The 17,730-nt window shown below is 46.9% G+C and carries 14 protein-coding genes; 7 read left to right on the forward strand and 7 right to left on the reverse strand.

Annotation, left to right across the window (positions count from 1 at the left end; all coding sequences use genetic code 11):
• Window positions 1–31 precede the first annotated feature (31 nt).
• The 3 genes from JKP77_RS19580 to JKP77_RS19590 all read right to left on the reverse strand — a co-directional run bounded on the left by JKP77_RS19580 (window position 32) and on the right by JKP77_RS19590 (window position 5,974).
• Window positions 32–1,747, reverse strand: a complete 1,716-nt coding sequence (locus tag JKP77_RS19580) for a RagB/SusD family nutrient uptake outer membrane protein (protein WP_218312864.1) — start codon at window positions 1,745–1,747, stop codon at window positions 32–34.
• Between the two features lie 26 nt (window positions 1,748–1,773).
• Window positions 1,774–4,740, reverse strand: a complete 2,967-nt coding sequence (locus tag JKP77_RS19585; RefSeq protein WP_218312865.1) for a SusC/RagA family TonB-linked outer membrane protein — start codon at window positions 4,738–4,740, stop codon at window positions 1,774–1,776.
• 553 nt (window positions 4,741–5,293) lie between these two features.
• Window positions 5,294–5,974 carry a CPBP family intramembrane glutamic endopeptidase gene (locus JKP77_RS19590; protein WP_218312866.1) on the reverse strand — a complete coding sequence of 227 codons (681 nt, stop codon included), beginning with the start codon at window positions 5,972–5,974 and terminating at the stop codon, window positions 5,294–5,296.
• A gap of 347 nt (window positions 5,975–6,321) precedes the next feature.
• Between JKP77_RS19590 and JKP77_RS19595 the strand changes: the two genes are divergently transcribed.
• The gene (locus tag JKP77_RS19595; RefSeq protein ID WP_218312867.1) at window positions 6,322–7,134 is read left to right on the forward strand and encodes a DUF4198 domain-containing protein; all 813 of its coding nucleotides are present in this window, start codon (window positions 6,322–6,324) and stop codon (window positions 7,132–7,134) included.
• A gap of 118 nt (window positions 7,135–7,252) precedes the next feature.
• Here JKP77_RS19595 and JKP77_RS19600 read toward each other — a convergent pair whose 3' ends face one another.
• The gene (locus JKP77_RS19600; RefSeq protein ID WP_218312868.1) at window positions 7,253–8,173 is read right to left on the reverse strand and encodes a cation diffusion facilitator family transporter; all 921 of its coding nucleotides are present in this window, start codon (window positions 8,171–8,173) and stop codon (window positions 7,253–7,255) included.
• 561 nt (window positions 8,174–8,734) lie between these two features.
• Between JKP77_RS19600 and JKP77_RS19605 the strand changes: the two genes are divergently transcribed.
• From JKP77_RS19605 to JKP77_RS19615, 3 genes are all read left to right on the forward strand, one after another.
• Window positions 8,735–9,988 carry an aspartyl protease family protein gene (locus tag JKP77_RS19605; protein WP_218312869.1) on the forward strand — a complete coding sequence of 418 codons (1,254 nt, stop codon included), beginning with the start codon at window positions 8,735–8,737 and terminating at the stop codon, window positions 9,986–9,988.
• Between the two features lie 77 nt (window positions 9,989–10,065).
• On the forward strand, window positions 10,066–11,016 hold the full coding sequence (locus JKP77_RS19610) for an alpha/beta fold hydrolase (RefSeq protein ID WP_218312870.1): 951 nt from the start codon (window positions 10,066–10,068) through the stop codon (window positions 11,014–11,016).
• Between the two features lie 235 nt (window positions 11,017–11,251).
• Window positions 11,252–11,806, forward strand: coding sequence for a YqhA family protein (locus JKP77_RS19615; RefSeq protein ID WP_218312871.1), 555 nt, complete (start codon window positions 11,252–11,254; stop codon window positions 11,804–11,806).
• 180 nt (window positions 11,807–11,986) lie between these two features.
• Here the strand turns inward: JKP77_RS19615 and JKP77_RS19620 are convergent, their stop codons facing one another.
• The 3 genes from JKP77_RS19620 to JKP77_RS19630 all read right to left on the reverse strand — a co-directional run bounded on the left by JKP77_RS19620 (window position 11,987) and on the right by JKP77_RS19630 (window position 14,362).
• Window positions 11,987–12,163 carry a DUF6435 family protein gene (locus JKP77_RS19620; RefSeq protein ID WP_218312872.1) on the reverse strand — a complete coding sequence of 59 codons (177 nt, stop codon included), beginning with the start codon at window positions 12,161–12,163 and terminating at the stop codon, window positions 11,987–11,989.
• 214 nt (window positions 12,164–12,377) lie between these two features.
• Window positions 12,378–13,220 (reverse strand): S-formylglutathione hydrolase, encoded by an 843-nt coding sequence (gene fghA / locus JKP77_RS19625; RefSeq protein WP_218312873.1) that lies wholly within the window; start codon window positions 13,218–13,220, stop codon window positions 12,378–12,380.
• Window positions 13,220–14,362 (reverse strand): S-(hydroxymethyl)glutathione dehydrogenase/class III alcohol dehydrogenase, encoded by a 1,143-nt coding sequence (locus JKP77_RS19630; RefSeq protein ID WP_420840080.1) that lies wholly within the window; start codon window positions 14,360–14,362, stop codon window positions 13,220–13,222. The genes fghA and JKP77_RS19630 overlap by 1 nt, the downstream gene beginning before the upstream one ends.
• 101 nt (window positions 14,363–14,463) lie before the next feature.
• Here JKP77_RS19630 and JKP77_RS19635 point away from each other — a divergent pair, with 101 nt between their 5' ends.
• From JKP77_RS19635 to JKP77_RS19645, 3 genes are read left to right on the forward strand one after another with little or no spacing between them, the layout of a single operon-like run.
• On the forward strand, window positions 14,464–15,378 hold the full coding sequence (locus JKP77_RS19635) for an acyltransferase (RefSeq protein ID WP_218312874.1): 915 nt from the start codon (window positions 14,464–14,466) through the stop codon (window positions 15,376–15,378).
• The gene (locus tag JKP77_RS19640; protein ID WP_218312878.1) at window positions 15,372–16,265 is read left to right on the forward strand and encodes an acyltransferase; all 894 of its coding nucleotides are present in this window, start codon (window positions 15,372–15,374) and stop codon (window positions 16,263–16,265) included. The genes JKP77_RS19635 and JKP77_RS19640 overlap by 7 nt, the downstream gene beginning before the upstream one ends.
• Before the next feature lie 3 nt (window positions 16,266–16,268).
• Window positions 16,269–17,612, forward strand: coding sequence for a mechanosensitive ion channel family protein (locus JKP77_RS19645; protein ID WP_218312875.1), 1,344 nt, complete (start codon window positions 16,269–16,271; stop codon window positions 17,610–17,612).
• The last annotated feature ends 118 nt before the right edge of the window (window positions 17,613–17,730 follow it).

Raw genomic sequence — 17,730 nt, forward strand, 5'->3', positions numbered from 1 at the left:
TTACCTCTTAATCACTAGAGAAACGCCGGGCTTAATAGCCCGGGTTCTGCACATAAATGCCACCACTCAAATTAATCTGTTGATTAGGGATTGGGAGGTATTCATGTTTGTTTTTGGTGAACGCAGCATCTTCCAGATAAGGCTTTCTGCCGCGCTCTGTGGTGAGGTATTCATCAATAGTCTCTTTAGCGACACCCCAGCGGACCAGATCGAAAAAGCGATGTCCTTCCAGACCTAACTCTACTCGTCTCTCCCATCGCAAAGCCTGACGTGCTTCCGCTTTGCTGGTAAACGTGTCATAGGTGCCAATGCGATATAAACTCGCACCATTTAATCTGTCTGTACTTGCAGCAGCACGTTCTCTGAGGCGATTAATAATTGGGGTAGCTTCTTCCCAGCGATCCAACTCAATGAGCGCCTCTGCTTTCCACAGCAGTACATCTGCATAGCGGATTAATACAGTATTTAAAGAGAATATTGGGAACGGACCATTCTCGCCGCGGCAATCACATTCAGGGTGCTCCAGGTCCTTCATGCCAGTATAGTTGCCGTAAATTCCAGGCGCACGAGCCCAGCTATCGCCGCCATGAATAAGGTCTGGGTCATACTTAAATGGTTTACCTTCCATCGCCACCGTGTGGTCAAGACGTGGGTCGACGTAGTCATTGTCGGTGTTGTACACACTGTCATTAAACGTAGTAAAGCGTGGAAGTCCCGAGTTATCAGTTTTAAACGCATTAACGAAGTTTTCAGTCGGAACATGGAAGCCACAGCAACCGAAACCACCTGACATTGGCGCATTCAAAGTACTTGACCATGAGCCTCTTCCGTCAGGAGTGCCATCGTTTAATGAGCGCTGAATCGCGAAAACCGATTCCTTACCATTTTCAAATTCGAACAAGAAGTTTTCCGCGTAATCATCATATAGACCGTATTGTCCACTGGCTTCAATGTCATTAACCAAGCTGACGACTTCTTCCAACTTCTGCTGATTGATATTCACTACATTGTGCAGTTCGTCCTGCTCATACGCCTGATACAACAGCGTTTTAGCTAAATAGGCTTTTGCAGAAAGCGCCGACGCCCGGCCCACATCCTGCTGAACTTCCGGCAGGTTATTCGCGGCAAAGCGGAAGTCCGCGGCAATGTTGTCCCACAACTGCTGATCAGTGAGATCCCGGTTCGTAGTAGCTAATATTTCCTCCTGCGTCATTGATTCATCAATCCAGGGGATATGTTTGTGATGAATTTTCAGGTCAAAATAAAAGATTGCTCTCAGGAAGCGTAACTCTGCCGCTTTCTCATCTGCAGTTGGCAGCTCACCTGAAGGCGTTTCTGCAATAACCTGAAGTGCCGAGTTAGCGCGGGATATACCAGTGTAATTGCGCGTCCACTTCTTATTATTGAGGTCAATTAGGTCCGGTGGAAAAGATTCCATATCCGGCACCAATGGCTCATACATTGAAAGTGCATGATAGGCAAAGATATCAGAGGGACCATTTCCTCCCTTGTGCGCATCACCTGCGCGCAGATTACCTGTCGGCCAGAGGAAATTGGGCGCAGTGTAATGATCATTACCCAGGTAGGAATAGGTGGCGATAACCAAAGCATCAATGTTCTCGGTTGTTGCTACCTGCTCTTCCGTCAACACCGCTTGCGGTTCACTGTCTAATTCACCACTGCCCCCGCACGATGCGACGGACAGCGCTATCAGACTTGTTGTCAAAAATTTGCTTATACGTTTCATAATTCTTAATCCATTATCCTGTTCGTTTAAAAAGAAACTTCCAGCCCGAGAGTGATTCGGCGGGGTACAGGAAAGACTTCGTTAGGGGTTTCCGGATCTTCGCTTAATGTGCCGTCTGGCGTGATAGTCAGAAGGTTCTGTGCCTGCAGATAAACACGTGCGTCCGAGAGACCGAAGCGTTCAATGAAGTCCAGTGTGGGTGTGTAGCCAACACTGATATTGCGTAGTTTGAGGTAGGTTCCTTCTTCCCAGAAGAAACTGGACTGACGTCCCTCACCATTGTTGTCAATCAGGGTAAGTGCAGGTACTTCGCTGTCGGTATTCTGAGGTGTCCAGGCATCTAGCGTACGTGCGCCGTAATTTGAACCGATATTCAAAGAAGTGAAATCAGTAAACAAGCGCCAGTTATTGCGTATTTGACCGCCTTTCACGCCTTGCCAGAACATATTGAAGTCCCAGTCTCTGTATTTAAACGTGAAATTCATACCGTAGATAAAGTCCGGATCGGTGTCGGCAAAGAAGTCCTGGTCGTTCTCATCGATAACGCCATTTCCATCCAGATCCTGCCAACGGATCCGCCCTGGCGCGGCGCCCGATTGCGTAGCATGCGCCTCAACCTCTTCCTGACTCTGGAATATACCCTCAGCGACATAACCATAGACTGAGTTAATTGAGCGGCCCAGAATCGTCTTATCCTGGCCATTACCACCAAAAGAGTTCACTACATCTTCTGGCAACGCTGTAACGGTATTTTCGGCAGAAGACACATTGAAGTTAATGTCTACCAGCAACTCATCTTCCAAAAAGCCAGTCTCTATCCACTTCTCATATCCAAGCACCAGCTCAATACCGGCATTTTCGATAGTGCCGCCATTGACCCATTTCTGCGCTCCCTCACCAAGCGTCGCAATAGGCTGAGTTAGAGTAAGAATGTCGCGCGTTTCTTTTTCGAACCAGTCAAAACTTCCATAAACCGTGTTATCAAAGAGTTCAAAGTCGACACCCACGTTTACCTGGGTCGAGGTCTCCCACTTAAGATCAGGGTTACCCGTTTGCGCTCTTACAAAACCTGACGGTAGTGTACCGCCGTTAGCACCGGTAATGTCGTATGCGGTCCCCTCATCCTGCTGGTTTGTGAAAAGTGACTGCGTCGCATAGCGCGGAATGTAAGTGGTGACAGTGGCGTTGGTTGGGATCTCCTGATTCCCGGTTTCCCCCCAACTCCCTCTAAGCTTTAACGTATTGATGAAGTCAATATCAAAAAAGTCTTCGTTACTAACAACCCAGCCTACAGAGGCTGCCGGAAAGTTACCGTACTCATTAGCATCACCAAATCTTGAAGAACCATCACGACGGATCGTGAATGATGACAGGTAACGGTTATCGTAGTTGTAATCTACGCGCGCGAACTGAGAGTCCAGGGACCAGGTTTCCCCCTCACCTTCAACTCTTACATCCGATGTAGCCTGCGACAGATAGGCAAATGAACGATCATCGGACGCGAAACCTGAACCGATACCTCGAGATAATTCACGCTCATAGTGAATTTGCTCTACACCGGCTAAGAAATTGAACTTATGCAGGTCATCAAGCACCAGTTTGTAAGTGGCTGTCGCGCCAGTGATGATGCTTTGATTCCAGTTATCTTCTACTGTTAAACGATCTCCGCCACTTAAAGAACCTGCAGTAAATGCGCGAGTAAAGTTACGGAAATAAAACTGACTGTAGTCAACGCCTACATTCCCTCTAAGCGTTAAGTTTTCAATTGGCGTGTACTCGACAAAAAAGTTCGCCATCACCTTGTTATAGGTATGGTCGTTATCACGGTTTTGCTCGATGATTCGAACCGGGTTGTCCCTATCGGTGATACCCGGCACCGGTCCCCCCCAGCCGCCTACATCATTGTAAACAGGGACAATAGACTGTTGCTCAATTGATAACCCAAGGATCTGCCCGGCAAGGTCATTAATAAGATTGGCTTGTTGGTCGGTGATCAGAAATGTCTGACCTACTTTGACTTTGTCCTCCACAACCTCGTGTTCAGAGTTAAACCTGAACGCTAACCGCTCGAACTTGGAACCATCAACAATCCCCTCGGCTTCGAAATAACCCAGGGAAGTATAGAATGTAGAAACGTCATTCCCACCTGCAACAGAAAAGTTCATATCCGATACTTTTGACGTTCTGGTTACTTCGTCAAACCATCTTGTATCAGCCGGGCGCTGCACACCTTCGGGATCTGTAAAAGCAGGCAATATGACGGAATACAACTCCGGGTTTTCAAAGTCCTGATTCCAGTCGAAGGTGTAAAGCGGGCTTGCGGAATTTGGATTTGAACCATCGTTGACAGCCGCTTGCCATACTACAGCGCCGCGCTCAAGCGTATTCAGAGGCTTAAGGTCATAGTCATACTCTTCAATACTCTGGTTGTAACGGAAATTGAAATCCAATCCGTCGTGACCTTTCTTTGTGGTAACAACAATGACACCATTTCCTGAGCGGGCCCCGTAAATACTTGCCGCTGCCGCGTCACGCAACACCTGTACATCGGCGATATCGTTGCTGTTAATTTCGTGTAAACCAGATTTAGTTGGGATGCCGTCAATGATATAAAGCGGATCATTATTTCCGAGAGGGCCCAATCCCTGCCCCCGGATTCTTACCGTCGCCGTCGAGCTTGGATTACCGGTAGTGGTAATTTGAAGACCTGGCACCCTGCCCTGAAGGTTTTGCATGATATTGCCAGCGGGCAAATCGATAACATCTTCAATGTCGACCGTAGCGATTGCCCCGGTCAAATCGGTTTTTTCAACAGCACTGTAACCGTAAGAAATTTCTATTACTTCTACTTCTTTTGGCGTTTCCACCTGTTCTGCGTCTGACTCAGTTTCCTGCGCCTGTAACGACGTTGCCATCAGCATCAGTGCCAGTGGAGCCGGCTTTATTACCGCCCGTAACTGACGTGCTAATGGATGCAATTTGTAGTCTTTCATATCGCGTCCCGATAGTTGAAGTGGTGTAATCTTTTCAAATAAACAACGTTGTCTTTTTACGTTATACTCGTTCATGAAAGATTGATCAACAAAAAATTAACAACAAAGACTACATACCATCTTAAAGTCTGTTACATCAGAGAGACTTATCAAAGGTTCGGGGAAGGCTCGCTAGGATTGTCGGGTCAGACAAAGAAAAACGCTTATAAACAACAAGTTACATTCCAGGACGGAGAAGAGAGTTCAGGAATAAAGAAATAATAAGTGTGTAAGTCGATAAATTGAGGTGTAAAACTCTGTTTATCTGGTTATCCCCTTAACCAGAGGCTTCGGCCAGTTCATGTTTCTTTAAATACTTCCATGATGTCAGAAAATTCAGTCCATCATGGGCACTCCTACCTGTAATCGGATATTCAGCTATCTGTCAGCTCACGCATTTCATTTTAGGCTCTACATCGCCTGCCGTATTGCAGGCTGTCATACATAAATCCCATAGCCCAGCAATACACCGTAAGTCAGGATAGAAATGAAATCCCTCAGTTGAAAACCTGTACTACACCGTAGTAAAAACCGCGGCCCAGGTTATGGCATTACCTGCACCATGCACAAGTCCTGGTAACAGTGCGCTCTGGCTGACATCTCTCAGCCACTGAAAGGCATAACTAACGCCTATATAAATGCTAATCAGTATCAGCACTATGGTAAATTCTCCTTGCAAGCTATAGTCCCACAAGCGCACGGAGTGCAATGGTGCCAGCACAAATATCAGTGTCGTGACGGCACTTGCCCAGCCAGATGACATGCGCGCTCGCAAGCTCGTGAACAACCAGCCTCGGTATAGCAGCTCCTGCCCCATTCCAATAGCAAAACCACTCAGCAACCACATCAAAAACAAATAAACGGGGGCATCGAGTCTGGCATTTAGCTGTCGCCATTCAAGCACTGCAAATAGCGGGATACAAATCAGCATTCCGATAACCAGGTGTGGATAGCAGTGTCTGGGGACTTTAAGTAAAGATGGGACGAATCTGAACGTTATCAGCAGCATGGATATCAGCAGAGCATACTCTGTAATCAGTCGCAGAGGCTGAGAGAAATACCAGTGCCCGGGCTCCAGCAACCAGGGATCGGGTTGCAACAAAAGCCTTACTGGTAGCTCGTAAATCAAAAATAAGACCAGCAACAGTGAACCGGTGGATACAGACTTCGTTTGGGACGGGCTTAATTCAGTCATGGCTTCAATACTCACTAATCATATGAAACCATCATATCGACAATGCCAGGCTTAAGAATGTGCCAAAGGTCATGAAATGATCAGAGATTTCATCTGGTGTTGTTTTCTCCAGGCGCTTCGTACAATCCCAATTCCATAGCCCTTTCTTTTTACTCTGTTTTTTCGATAGCAGAAGACAAGCCAGCTTTTCGCTTCGTTATCGATGAATTCCCACTGTGGACAATATTTGATGAAAAGGGCAAGGTTAAGAGCAGCATAGATATAATAGGGTTCTACCCCGTTTTAGCTACGCATTTGCCGAAGCTATCCATCTTCCCGGTTTAAGATAACGAACAATAAGGCAATCCATGAAAAAACATATCCTTGGTATATCGCTGTTGATAAGCGCATTTTCATCGTCGGTAAATGCCCACGACTTCTGGCTTCAACCAAATACATTCAACGCTTCTCAACAAACAGCCCTGACTGTGGCATTTAAAGTGGGACACCATTACGACAGTGAAAACTGGGATCTGCAGCCTTTTCGGGTTGTATCGCTCTTTCATCATGCCGGCGACAAAAAACAAGATGTATCCAGTCAGATTATTTCCCGAACTGCAGTCACACCGGGGTTAGTAAAGCTCAACGTCTCCAGTGAAGGTACTCACCTTGTCAGTTTTGAAAGTACAGAGAGTATCAGTCGCCTGAGCGCAGAGAAGTTTAATGACTATGCAGAGGAAGAAGGGTTGACGGCGATTATTGCGAACCGCAATGCACTTAACAATGCTGATAAGGAGGGCGTAGAACGCTATTCCAGAAGAGCCAAAGCCATTATTCAAGTCGGCGACACGACGACTGAAAATGCCCTGATGCCAGTGGGGCATTCATTAGAAATTGTTCCTGTTGATCACCCCTACCAAGCTTTGGAAAATGAAAAGCTGCGCGTTAAGGTGCTATTTATGGGACATGCACTGTCTGGTGCCAGTATAGATCTAACACGTCTGGATAGTGAAACACATAACCGTCAAGCCACAAAAACCGATGAAAACGGCATAGCGGAATTCCCCCTAACTCAATCCGGCAAGTGGATGTTAAATACGATATGGGGAACGCCTGCGGATGACAAAACCGGAGACGAATTTGTGACCTATTTTTCCAGCCTGACGTTTGGTTACGAATAAGCTATCCGGGAATAGCAACATTAAGCACGTGTGAATACGCTAGCAACCTGGGAAGGTGCGACCATAGACGGTATAGCCAAGACCTGTTCGCCTCTTCCCCAAGCTAAAACCTTACTGTCTACTCAGCTAATTCGGGATCGCGAATAAACAGAATATCCATGATAATGGACGGATCCCACTCTTTCATTTCACTTTCACATTTCTTGCGAATATCGTCTAACTCAGAAATGGTGGCCACCGAAAACGACTCATCCACGATGATATGAACAAGTAGGTACTTGTCTCGGCCGACTTTGCTGATCCTGACTTCCACATGCTCATAAGGCACATCAACCAAGGTTTTTTTAAGCCGTTTTTCTATTATGGCCGATACCGCTTCTGGCGGGGCTTTGTTGATAACTTCATTTAAGCTTTCCAGCATTATTTTAAAAGGGATGGGCAGCATCGCGATACCAAGCACAATTAACAATAGCGGATCGACATAAGGGGCGAAATGCGCAAACTCACTCTGCTGTAAACCATAAGCGAGCGCGAAGCCGACAAGGATAGAGGCACTTAATACACCATCAACAAACCAGGTATGTGCGTCGACCGCCACTAAATCGGAGCGAAGTGCTTTGCTGTTGATGCGCAAATAAAATGTCGCGGCAAAACATCCTATAGTCGCAACGATGCCGTACACTATTGCAAAGCCATAATCCGACACGTTCCCTCCGGAAAACAGGCTTTGTACAGAACTAATCACTGCATACAGGCATGTCGATACAATGATTAATGATTTAAATAAGTTCAGGGTTGGCTCAATGGCGGTGTAACCGAAGTGAAACCGGTCGTCATCCGGCAGTTGCACAAGGTTTGCAACCTTGAGAGTCAGTAGCGCCATAAAAAAGGCTATCAGTGAGTAAACACCATCAAATAAGATCGCAGCCGAAGAGGTTATGAATGCAAAACCTAAGGCAACAAACACAAAAAGCCCAGCGACATAAAACGACATTTTTAACAATCGTTTCTCTTGTTGCTGATAAAAGCCAATGACCATTTTTTAATCAATAAAGTTGAGCGCGCGCGGATTTTACGCCGTTTTCTTAATTAGTCTAGCCCCAATTCATTTTAGGTGCGCAAACAAAACTGACATGCCAGACCAGAAAAGCAAATGGAGTTTATGCAGCCGACCTCGGTATTTGGAAAATTATACGCCTACCTTGATTTAGCGAGTGGTGCACTTCAGGGTTGAATTTGCGCATTGGTATTCAGAAAGAAAAAAAATCCGGAGTATCAGACATAAGAAAAAGGATGCGTGCCGTAAGTGATGATTCATTACACCGAATTGTTCTTAGATCCAAAACGTCGTCATGTTGTCAACTGACGAACGTTACCAACAGACTCTGACAGACAGTGTGAAGGATAGAGTACGTTTTCAGGAAGCCCGGCCTTACCGATAGTGTCAGAGAGCTTTCGCTTACCAGGCCATGTTTTTTTACGTAAGCCAGCTTCCACCGGTAATCACACTTCTTTACACTTCAAATACATAACCACATATTTCTGCATTACATTTTTGCTACGTTTTAGCAACTAAAACCAAAAAAAAACGAGTGCTGACATGCGGAAAAAATTACTGTTATCTATCCTGGTGCTATTTGCTGTCACCGGGTGCAGTGTGGTTAATCAAATACGTATGCGTTTTGCGAATGACCATTTAGCCGCTCAGTGGCCTGATAAAAAAAATGACATCGTTCTGTCAGCTCGTTACATCAGTAACAAACCTCACGTTTATGTCGAGATAAATGATCAAGAAGGGTTTCTGTTTCTTATCGACAGCGGTGCATCAATTACGTATTTGATGGACAGTCCAAACGTCGCGAAGCTGAATCTGGATAAGGGGTTTGATCTTATCGCCACAGGTTGGGGAGATGAGGAAGATTCAACTGCTTATCAGGTAAAAGTTAATCAACTCGGTCTTTCCGGAGTAAGCTTTTCCGATGTAAGCATGGCTTACCTCCCGGTCGCTAAATCCCCCTATTTCGCGAGGCCGGATGAGGTAGTCATTGATGGAGTACTCGGGCACGATGTGTTGAAGCACTTTGTGTGGCGCTTTGATAAAAAACAAAATCATATCGAAATCAGCCAATCTGCCTACCAACCAGGAATCAGTGACACTGCGGTCGATTTCAACGTGTCGATGAGTAAGTTATCGATCCCCGTAGAAATAGATTTAGGACAAGGGCACATCATCAATCGCGATGTGCTAATCGATACCGGAAGCCGTCATTTTTTCAAGCTCAGCCAAACCTTCCTTGATGAAGAATCTATTGTGCTTGATTTGCCTTCGGTAGTAGGAGCGGATTTTGGCCTTAGTGGAAAAGCGGTTCATCAACGCGTCACGCTACCCGGTATTAAAATAGGTCAGCTATACCTTGAAAACATCAAAACCAACCTGATAGAAACGGAAGATCCGGACGACTTGTGGATAATCGGTAGCGCAGCCCTCAATCAATACATCAGTGTATTAGATTATAAGCAGAATACACTCTTCCTGAGCCAGTACGAAGATGTGCAGTTCAGAAGTCAATACAATCTGTTAGGGTTAGAGCTCAGAAAGATAATTTCAGGCGAGTTTGTAGTCCGGTACGTGATGCCAGAAATGGCCACCGCCAGTTTGGACTTCAAAGCCGGAGACCTTATCACGGCAATTAATGGTGTTAAATCTGAAGACATGTCAGAAGATGAATGGCTGGAAATCAGCAACCAGCCTGGAGAGTATGAAATCTGCAGAATTCGATCATCTGAGCAGGACCCCACGTGTGTGCAGGCTACCAGCAAACATATCGAGGGATATTCCAAATTCAATATCTGATATCTTGCGGAGATTAGGATCAACATACTAAACAAAGCAGTCGCTAGAACAGCGACTGTGCTTGGAAAACAGTGACTATGTTGACGTTGTTAAAAGTTATTGGATCGGTATTACTACTGGTCGTTGTTGCGCTGTTTGTGTATGTCCAATCGCAGAAGGTTGATGACAAACCGGTTTCTGAATTAACGACACGCTGGGCGCAACCTCCCTCTACCTTTATTGATATCGATGGTATGCAGGTGCATATCCGGGATGAAGGTCCGACAAATGCAGAACAGACCATTGTGCTTATTCACGGCACGGGGGCGTCACTGCATACCTGGGATGGATGGGTTCCCCCCCTGAGTGAGCACTACAGAGTCATAAGCTTTGATCTGCCCGCGTTCGGCTTAACGGGTCCGGAGCCGGAAAATAACTATACCATTGAGCGCTACGTTGACGTGGTAATAAAAGTGCTTGATGCGCGTAACGTCGAACGTGCCACACTCGCAGGTAACTCACTGGGCGGCTATATTGCCTGGGCAACGGCAGTATTGCACAAAGAACGGGTCTCAAAACTGGTACTCATAGACGCCAGCGGCTACCCCTACGAAGCAGAATCGGTTCCCCTGGCATTTAAGGTATCGCAAAGCAAAGTGGCAAAAACGCTATTGCACAACTTTTTGCCCAAATGGCTGGTCGAGCGAAGCGTTAAAAATGTTTACGGTAACCCGGAATCAGTCACAGAGGACACTATTCAGCGTTATTACGAGCTGACCCAGCGAGAAGGAAACCGTGCGGCTTTGGCGCAGCGTTTTGTACAAACCCAGCCTGGACCGCTCGCAAGCGACATACCTGATATCGACATTCCGGTATTAATTTTATGGGGCGCGAAAGACAAACTAATCCCGGTAAAATTTGCCCATCGTTTTCATCGTGAACTTGCTGACAGTGAGTTGATTATTTTTGCGTCGCTGGGCCATGTACCTCACGAAGAAGCCCCTCAGCAAACGATCGAGCCGGTCATTGATTTTCTGCGGGGTGGATGAGCATTACCGGTTCATCAGTATCACTTGCATACGATATCCGGCACGTTTAATACCTCCACGAGCAGGACGTGCATTAAGCCAGCGCAGTAAAAGAATTCCCGGGCGGCTCGTGTATCTAGCCGTCGCACATGCGGAAGGTGAGCAATAACAACATATCATTCGACCTGCAGTGGTCATCTTCTGTAACATGGGCAAAATATAAGAGACTATAAATCAGAATCAGGTGCTCAGTCCGATGTCGCAAGAAAATAACAATCAGCCCGCCTTCAAATACGAGAAGCCTTTCGAGCGTTTTCTTTGGGCCAGTCGGCTGCTGGTACTTGTTGCGGTTATACCCAGTTTGCTTGGAGCCTTTGTACTGTTCATGATTGGCACTGCGGATATTTTTAACGTAGTGATTTCCGCTGTGAAATATTACTTCCTGGGCAGTGGTGATGATATTCATGATTCGGTCGTACCCGGCATCATTATGGCTGTCGATATTTATCTCATTGCCGTGGTGTTGCTGATTTTCGGCACAGGGATATACCGGCTTTTCGTTTCTCCTATCGACGAAGCTGAACAACACACGCCAGCGCACCCTTTTAACGTAGCGTCTTTTGACCAGTTGAAAGACAAGATTGCTCGCGTGGTGATCCTTGCGGTAATCATTGAGTTTTTTCGTGCTGTTGTGGATATCCGGTTTCAAACGCCACTTGATGCGATTTATCTCGCAGCCTCTATTCTTGCACTCGCCGGAGGCCTTTACTTAATGAGTCGTGCACAAAAGCACGAAAATAACGCGCATTAACCCGCTCTTACGGTAAATTATTTAGTAAAGCGTTGTGAGCCGAAAGGGAATATCAGCGCGACTCTATGGGGCAGTTGTCTTGTTAGGTAAAGATAGTCCGCGTTATTCTGGGGTGCAGCGCAAATGGAAGCGAGACATATATCGTAAACTGTTATTTTACCAATGCCTCAAGCGGCTCTTTTACTTTTTATTACGTTGCGCGCCTTCTATCTTCTCCCACAATGCCTCAGCTTCTGCAGTAAGAGTGGAATAGGTTTTAATATCGCCATTGCGCTGCGCATGCATCGCTTTTACCAGCAAAGCGTCATACTGCTTACGCGTTTTCTTGGTGGGATCAGAGTTAAACAGACCAAACATAGTTGCGCCTTTTTGATTTCATAAATTACCGATATCCACAGTGTGCAGGCAGCATCCACAAAACCCTACTTAATGTTTTGTCATGTTGATGACAACAAAGATAAATTCAATGTGAAACGCGGGTGCAGTGAATACAGGGCACTAAAAAAATATGCCACCGTACGACTGACGGTGGCATAGTGTCCGGTGATATCAGCCCAGATGGCCGGTCCGGTTATATCAAGCCCAGATGGCCAGCATGAAACTGCAGATGTTCATCAATAAACGAAGCGATGAAGAAGTAACTGTGATCGTAGCCTTCATGCATATTCAGTGTCAGCTGGGTATCTGTCTTCTGGGCAGCATTGAGTAAGGCTTCAGGTTTCAGCTGCTCAGTCAGAAACTGATCTGCCCGCCCCTGCTCCACCAGCAACGGCACGTAATGGGTTTTTTCTGCCAGTAGCACCGACGCATCATATTGCTGCCATGCAGATTGATCGTCACCTAAATAGCCACCCAGCGCTTTGTGACCCCACGGGCAATTGGTAGGATTGGCAATGGGGCTAAACGCCGATACCGAAACATAACGCTCAGGATTTCGAAGCCCGATGACCAGCGCGCCGTGACCTCCCATTGAATGGCCACTAATAGCGCGTTCACGGGTTACCGGTAAATTCGCTTCAATCAGGTCGGGCAGTTCCTGAGTGATGTAATCGTACATCTGATAGTTGGCTTTCCATGGCGCCTGCGTGGCGTTCACGTAAAAGCCAGCTCCCAATCCCATGTCATAGGCCCCTTCTGCATCATCGGCAACGTCATCACCACGTGGGCTGGTATCCGGTGCAACAATCGCCATACCCAGTTCAGCGGCCATCTTCATTGCGCCGGCTTTTTGCATGAAGTTCTCATCAGTACACGTGAGTCCGGACAGCCAGTAAAGCACAGGCACCGGATTCTCTTCAGTAGCAAATGGCGGCATATACACCGCGAAGGTCATTTTGCAGTTATTCACCGCAGACTGGTGCGTATAACGGCAATGTCTGCCCCCAAACGCTCTGTTTTCGCTAATCAGTTCCATTATGCATCGGCCTCATCAAACAACACTACGCTTCGAATGCTTTTCCCTTCATGCATCAGCTCAAACGCCTCATTGATGTCGCCCAGCGGCATTTTGTGCGTGATAAACGTTTTCAGTGGAATGTCACCATTGAGATACTGTTCAACAATGCCTGGTAACTCTGAGCGGCCTTTAACGCCACCAAAGGCGGTACCACGCCATACGCGTCCGGTCACAAGCTGGAACGGTCGGGTAGAAATTTCCTGTCCGGCACCGGCAACACCGATAATCACTGACTCGCCCCAGCCTTTATGACAACATTCCAGTGCGCTGCGCATGACATTGACATTGCCAATACATTCAAAGGAATAATCCACACCACCGTCTGTCATCTCGACAATGACTTCCTGAATAGGCTTGTCATAGTCTTTAGGGTTAACCACATCCGTGGCACCCAACTGCTTCGCCAGCTCAAATTTATCCGGATTGATATCTATCGCAATGATGCGTCCGGCTTTTGCCATGACCGCACCGATAATCGCAGATAAGCCAATACCGCCAAGGCCAAATACGGCTACCGTATCGCCTTCTTCAACCTTTGCCGTATTCAGTACCGCGCCCATACCGGTGGTCACGCCACACCCAAGCAGGCAGACTTCCTCCAGTGGCGCATCAGGGTTCACTTTGGCCAGGGAGATTTCGGGAAGCACCGTGTATTCAGAAAATGTGGACGTTCCCATGTAGTGATAAATGGGTTCACCATCTTTGCTGAATCGGGTAGTGCCATCAGGCATGAGCCCCTTGCCCTGGGTTTCACGGATTTTTCCACACAGATTGGTTTTCCCCGACTTACAGAATTTGCATTCACCACATTCAGGGGTATACAGCGGAATAACGTGATCGCCAACACTGACACTGGTGACGCCTTCGCCTACCGACTCAACGATACCGCCGCCCTCATGGCCCAGTATGCTGGGAAAAATCCCCTCAGGATCTTCTCCTGATAAAGTAAACGCATCGGTATGGCATACCCCACTGGCAATCACTTTAATTCTGACTTCACCGGCTTTAGGCGGTGCTACATCGACTTTTTCAATTTTTAAAGGTTCACCTGCACCCCATGCGACTGCGGCATTGCAGGTTATCGTTTGTCCTTCCATCATTGTTCTCCCGGCTTTCGCGTAATGCGTTCAGTAAAGGGTCTATCGGCTTTTGGATCAAGTTCGTTTACACTAACGCACAAATTTTCAAGGTAAGCGATAACATGTTGAGAAGTTTGGGCCACCTTTTTGTTGGCATACTGTCCGTTCTTGTTTATTTCTTTAATACGGTTTTCTGGGCAACACTAATCTTTATTTTGTCCATATTTAAACTGATCCCGCTTAAACCCTGGCGCAAGTTCATCTCGTATTTGCTCGATGCGTGTGCCACTGCGTGGATAAGCGTCAACAATCTAAATCAGCGATTAACCAGTGGCACGACCTGGCACGTTCAGGGACTGTCTGAGCTGTCTCCTAAAGACTGGTATCTGATTATCGCCAATCACCAGTCCTGGGTAGATATTCTGGTTTTACAGCGGGTTTTCAACCGCAGAATTCCGTTTCTAAAGTTCTTTTTGAAAAAAGAGCTTATCTGGGTACCTGTTCTCGGGCTGGCCTGGTGGGCGCTGGACTTTCCCTTCATGCGTCGTTACACCAAATCTTTCCTGGCGAAAAACCCGCATCTGAAAGGCAAAGATATGGAGACTACCCGTGCCGCCTGTGAAAAGTTCAAGCACAAGCCGGTAAGTATTATGAATTTTGTTGAGGGCACCCGTTTTACTCAGGTTAAGCATGACCGCCAGAATTCGCCGTTTACGCACTTATTGAAGCCGAGAGCCGGTGGTGTTGCCTTTGTGCTCACCGCAATGGGAAACCAACTGCATAAACTTATCGACGTGACCATTGACTATCCCGCTGGCGTCCCTTCGTTCTGGGACTTCGTAAGCGGTAAGGTAAAAGACATCCGCGTAAATATATCAGTCACGCCTATCAAAGATATTGTGCAGGACGGTTTTTTCAGCACGGATTACTTCGACAATCCAGACCAACGCATTCGCTTTCAGCAGTGGCTTAATGCGCGCTGGGAACACAAAGACCAATTACTGGAATCCATGAATTCAACGCAGTCACCATTATGAAAGTTGTACTAATACCAATAATATTTATTCTGCATATCACACTACAAATTGCGAACCTGGCGCTATGGGGTGGCCTTATCATTCTGCTTGGACTGGTGAAGCTTCTCATTCCTTCCGCCGCATTTCATCGTGCTCTTATGACAATGATGCACGGCATGATGTTTTGCTTTGGGAAAATGAGTGTTGGCTTTATCCGGTTTTTCAATAACGTAGATATGGACTACCGTATCCATGGTGAACTTAGCAAAGAAAACTGGTATTTAATTGTTGCCAATCATCTGAGCTACCTCGACATTATCCTGCTGATTGAATTTGCCGCCAAGCGAATCCCCGCGCCCAAATTTTTTCTTAAACAAGAGCTGATTTGGCTACCTTTCGTCGGACTTGGCGCCTGGGCACTGGATATGCCTTTTATGCGCAGATACAGCAAAGCCTATCTGGCAAAGCATCCCGAAAAGAAAGGCAAAGATATTGAAACCACGAAAGCGTATTGCCAGAAGTTCAAATCTACGCCAACTACGGTCATTAACTTCGTTGAAGGTACACGTTACACGCAGAAAAAACATGCGCTTAAATCAAGTCAGTATCAAAATCTGTTGCCACCCAAAGCTGGCGGTGTAGCCTTTACCTTAACGGCAATGGGAGACTTGTTTACTAACGTTCTGGATGTGTCTTTGCTATACCCGGAGAACGCAAAGCATCCGATGATGTCTATGCTATGCGGACAAATGACCAAAATCATTATTGATGTAAACGTGTTAGAAGTTCCTGAGCCAGCCAGTGATATTCCTGCAGATCCTCAGGATTTTCGTACACGTTTTCAGGGATGGCTGAATACATTGTGGGCCATGAAAGACAATCGAATTTCTCAAATACTGGGGCACTAATTAGTGAAAGTAGCGTCATCAATAAGAGATACTTTTATCCATACTGTGAAAGATATTTTCCCGGGCCTGACCACAGAAGATCCTCTTTATAACGCGCTGGCGCTGGGTTTTATTATCACTGTCGCGCTCGTGATCTGGCTGGCGGCCCGGGTGCTGCTGCGTGCGCAGATAGCGCTGTGGGTAAGAAAGTCGAAAACGCAATGGGACAACTCGCTGTTGGACCACGGCTTCTTTAAACGCCTGATGCACCTGATACCTGCACTATGGATTTTCCTGGTCACGCCTGTGCTGATAAACGATGAAAACGTTTTGCAGGGTTTGCTGATTAAAACCTCTCAGCTTTATATGTTGTTTTCCGCGCTGCTGGCAATGTTTGCCCTGCTTAATACCCTGGAAGATGTATATAACCAGTCGTCAATGTCACGGCGTGCCTCTATTACCGGATTTATTCAGGTCGCCAAACTTGCCTTTGCTATCCTGGTGCTGCTGTTAAGCATTTCGCTTATTATTAATCGTAGTCCGCTCATTATTGTATCGGGGCTCACCGCGCTCGCAGCTGTGCTGCTGCTGATTTTCCGCGATACCATTATGGGATTCGTGTCGGGTATTCAGATTGCGGCAAACCGCATGTTTACCACCGGTGACTGGATCACCATGCCAAAGTACGATGTTGACGGCGAAATCATGGAAATAGGGCTGACAAACGTCAAAGTGCAAAACTGGGATAAAACCATCTCAACGTTGCCTTCCTACAGTCTCACCAATGAAGCAGTGAAAAACTGGCGCGGCATGCAGGAGTCCGGCGGACGGCGCATCAAGCGTGCTATCTACGTTGATATAAATTCCATCAGGCTGTGCAGTCAGGAAATGCTGGAGCGCTTCTCAAAAATTCGTTACATCTCAGAATACGTTGACGCCAAGGTCAATGAACTGCGTGCTTACCATCGCGATTATTCCATCGATGAGTCTGATCTTCTTAATAAGCGCAAACTCACCAATATCGGCACGTTCAGAGCCTATCTCGAAGCCTATCTGAACAAACACCCAAAAGTGAATCAGTCGCTGACGATGATGGTGCGTCAGTTACCGCCGAACGAACTCGGATTGCCGCTGGAAGTCTATTGCTTTTGTACTGATAAAGAATGGGTCAAATACGAAAAAGTACAGGCAGATATTTTCGACCATATTCTGGCTATGATGCCGCTGTTTGATTTGCGGGTGTATCAGCGCGATAACTACTTTGCAATGCCGGTAACACAGCCGGAAGACATGATCTCCTCTGAGCGACAGCGTGACGCTGGCGAGTCAGCGTCGGCCAACCGGCGCAGTGAAGGCGAGGCAGATTAGGTAATTAATGCCAGAGCGGCGAAGACGTTCCTGGTATCAACATAGACTCCCCCGGGCATGCCCGGGGTTCTATCTGTTACAGCTCCATTTGGAGCTGATCTGAATCCTTCCGACCTTG

This window comes from Alteromonas antoniana, assembly GCF_019249295.1.
GTDB classification, from domain to species: Bacteria; Pseudomonadota; Gammaproteobacteria; order Enterobacterales; family Alteromonadaceae; genus Alteromonas; species Alteromonas antoniana.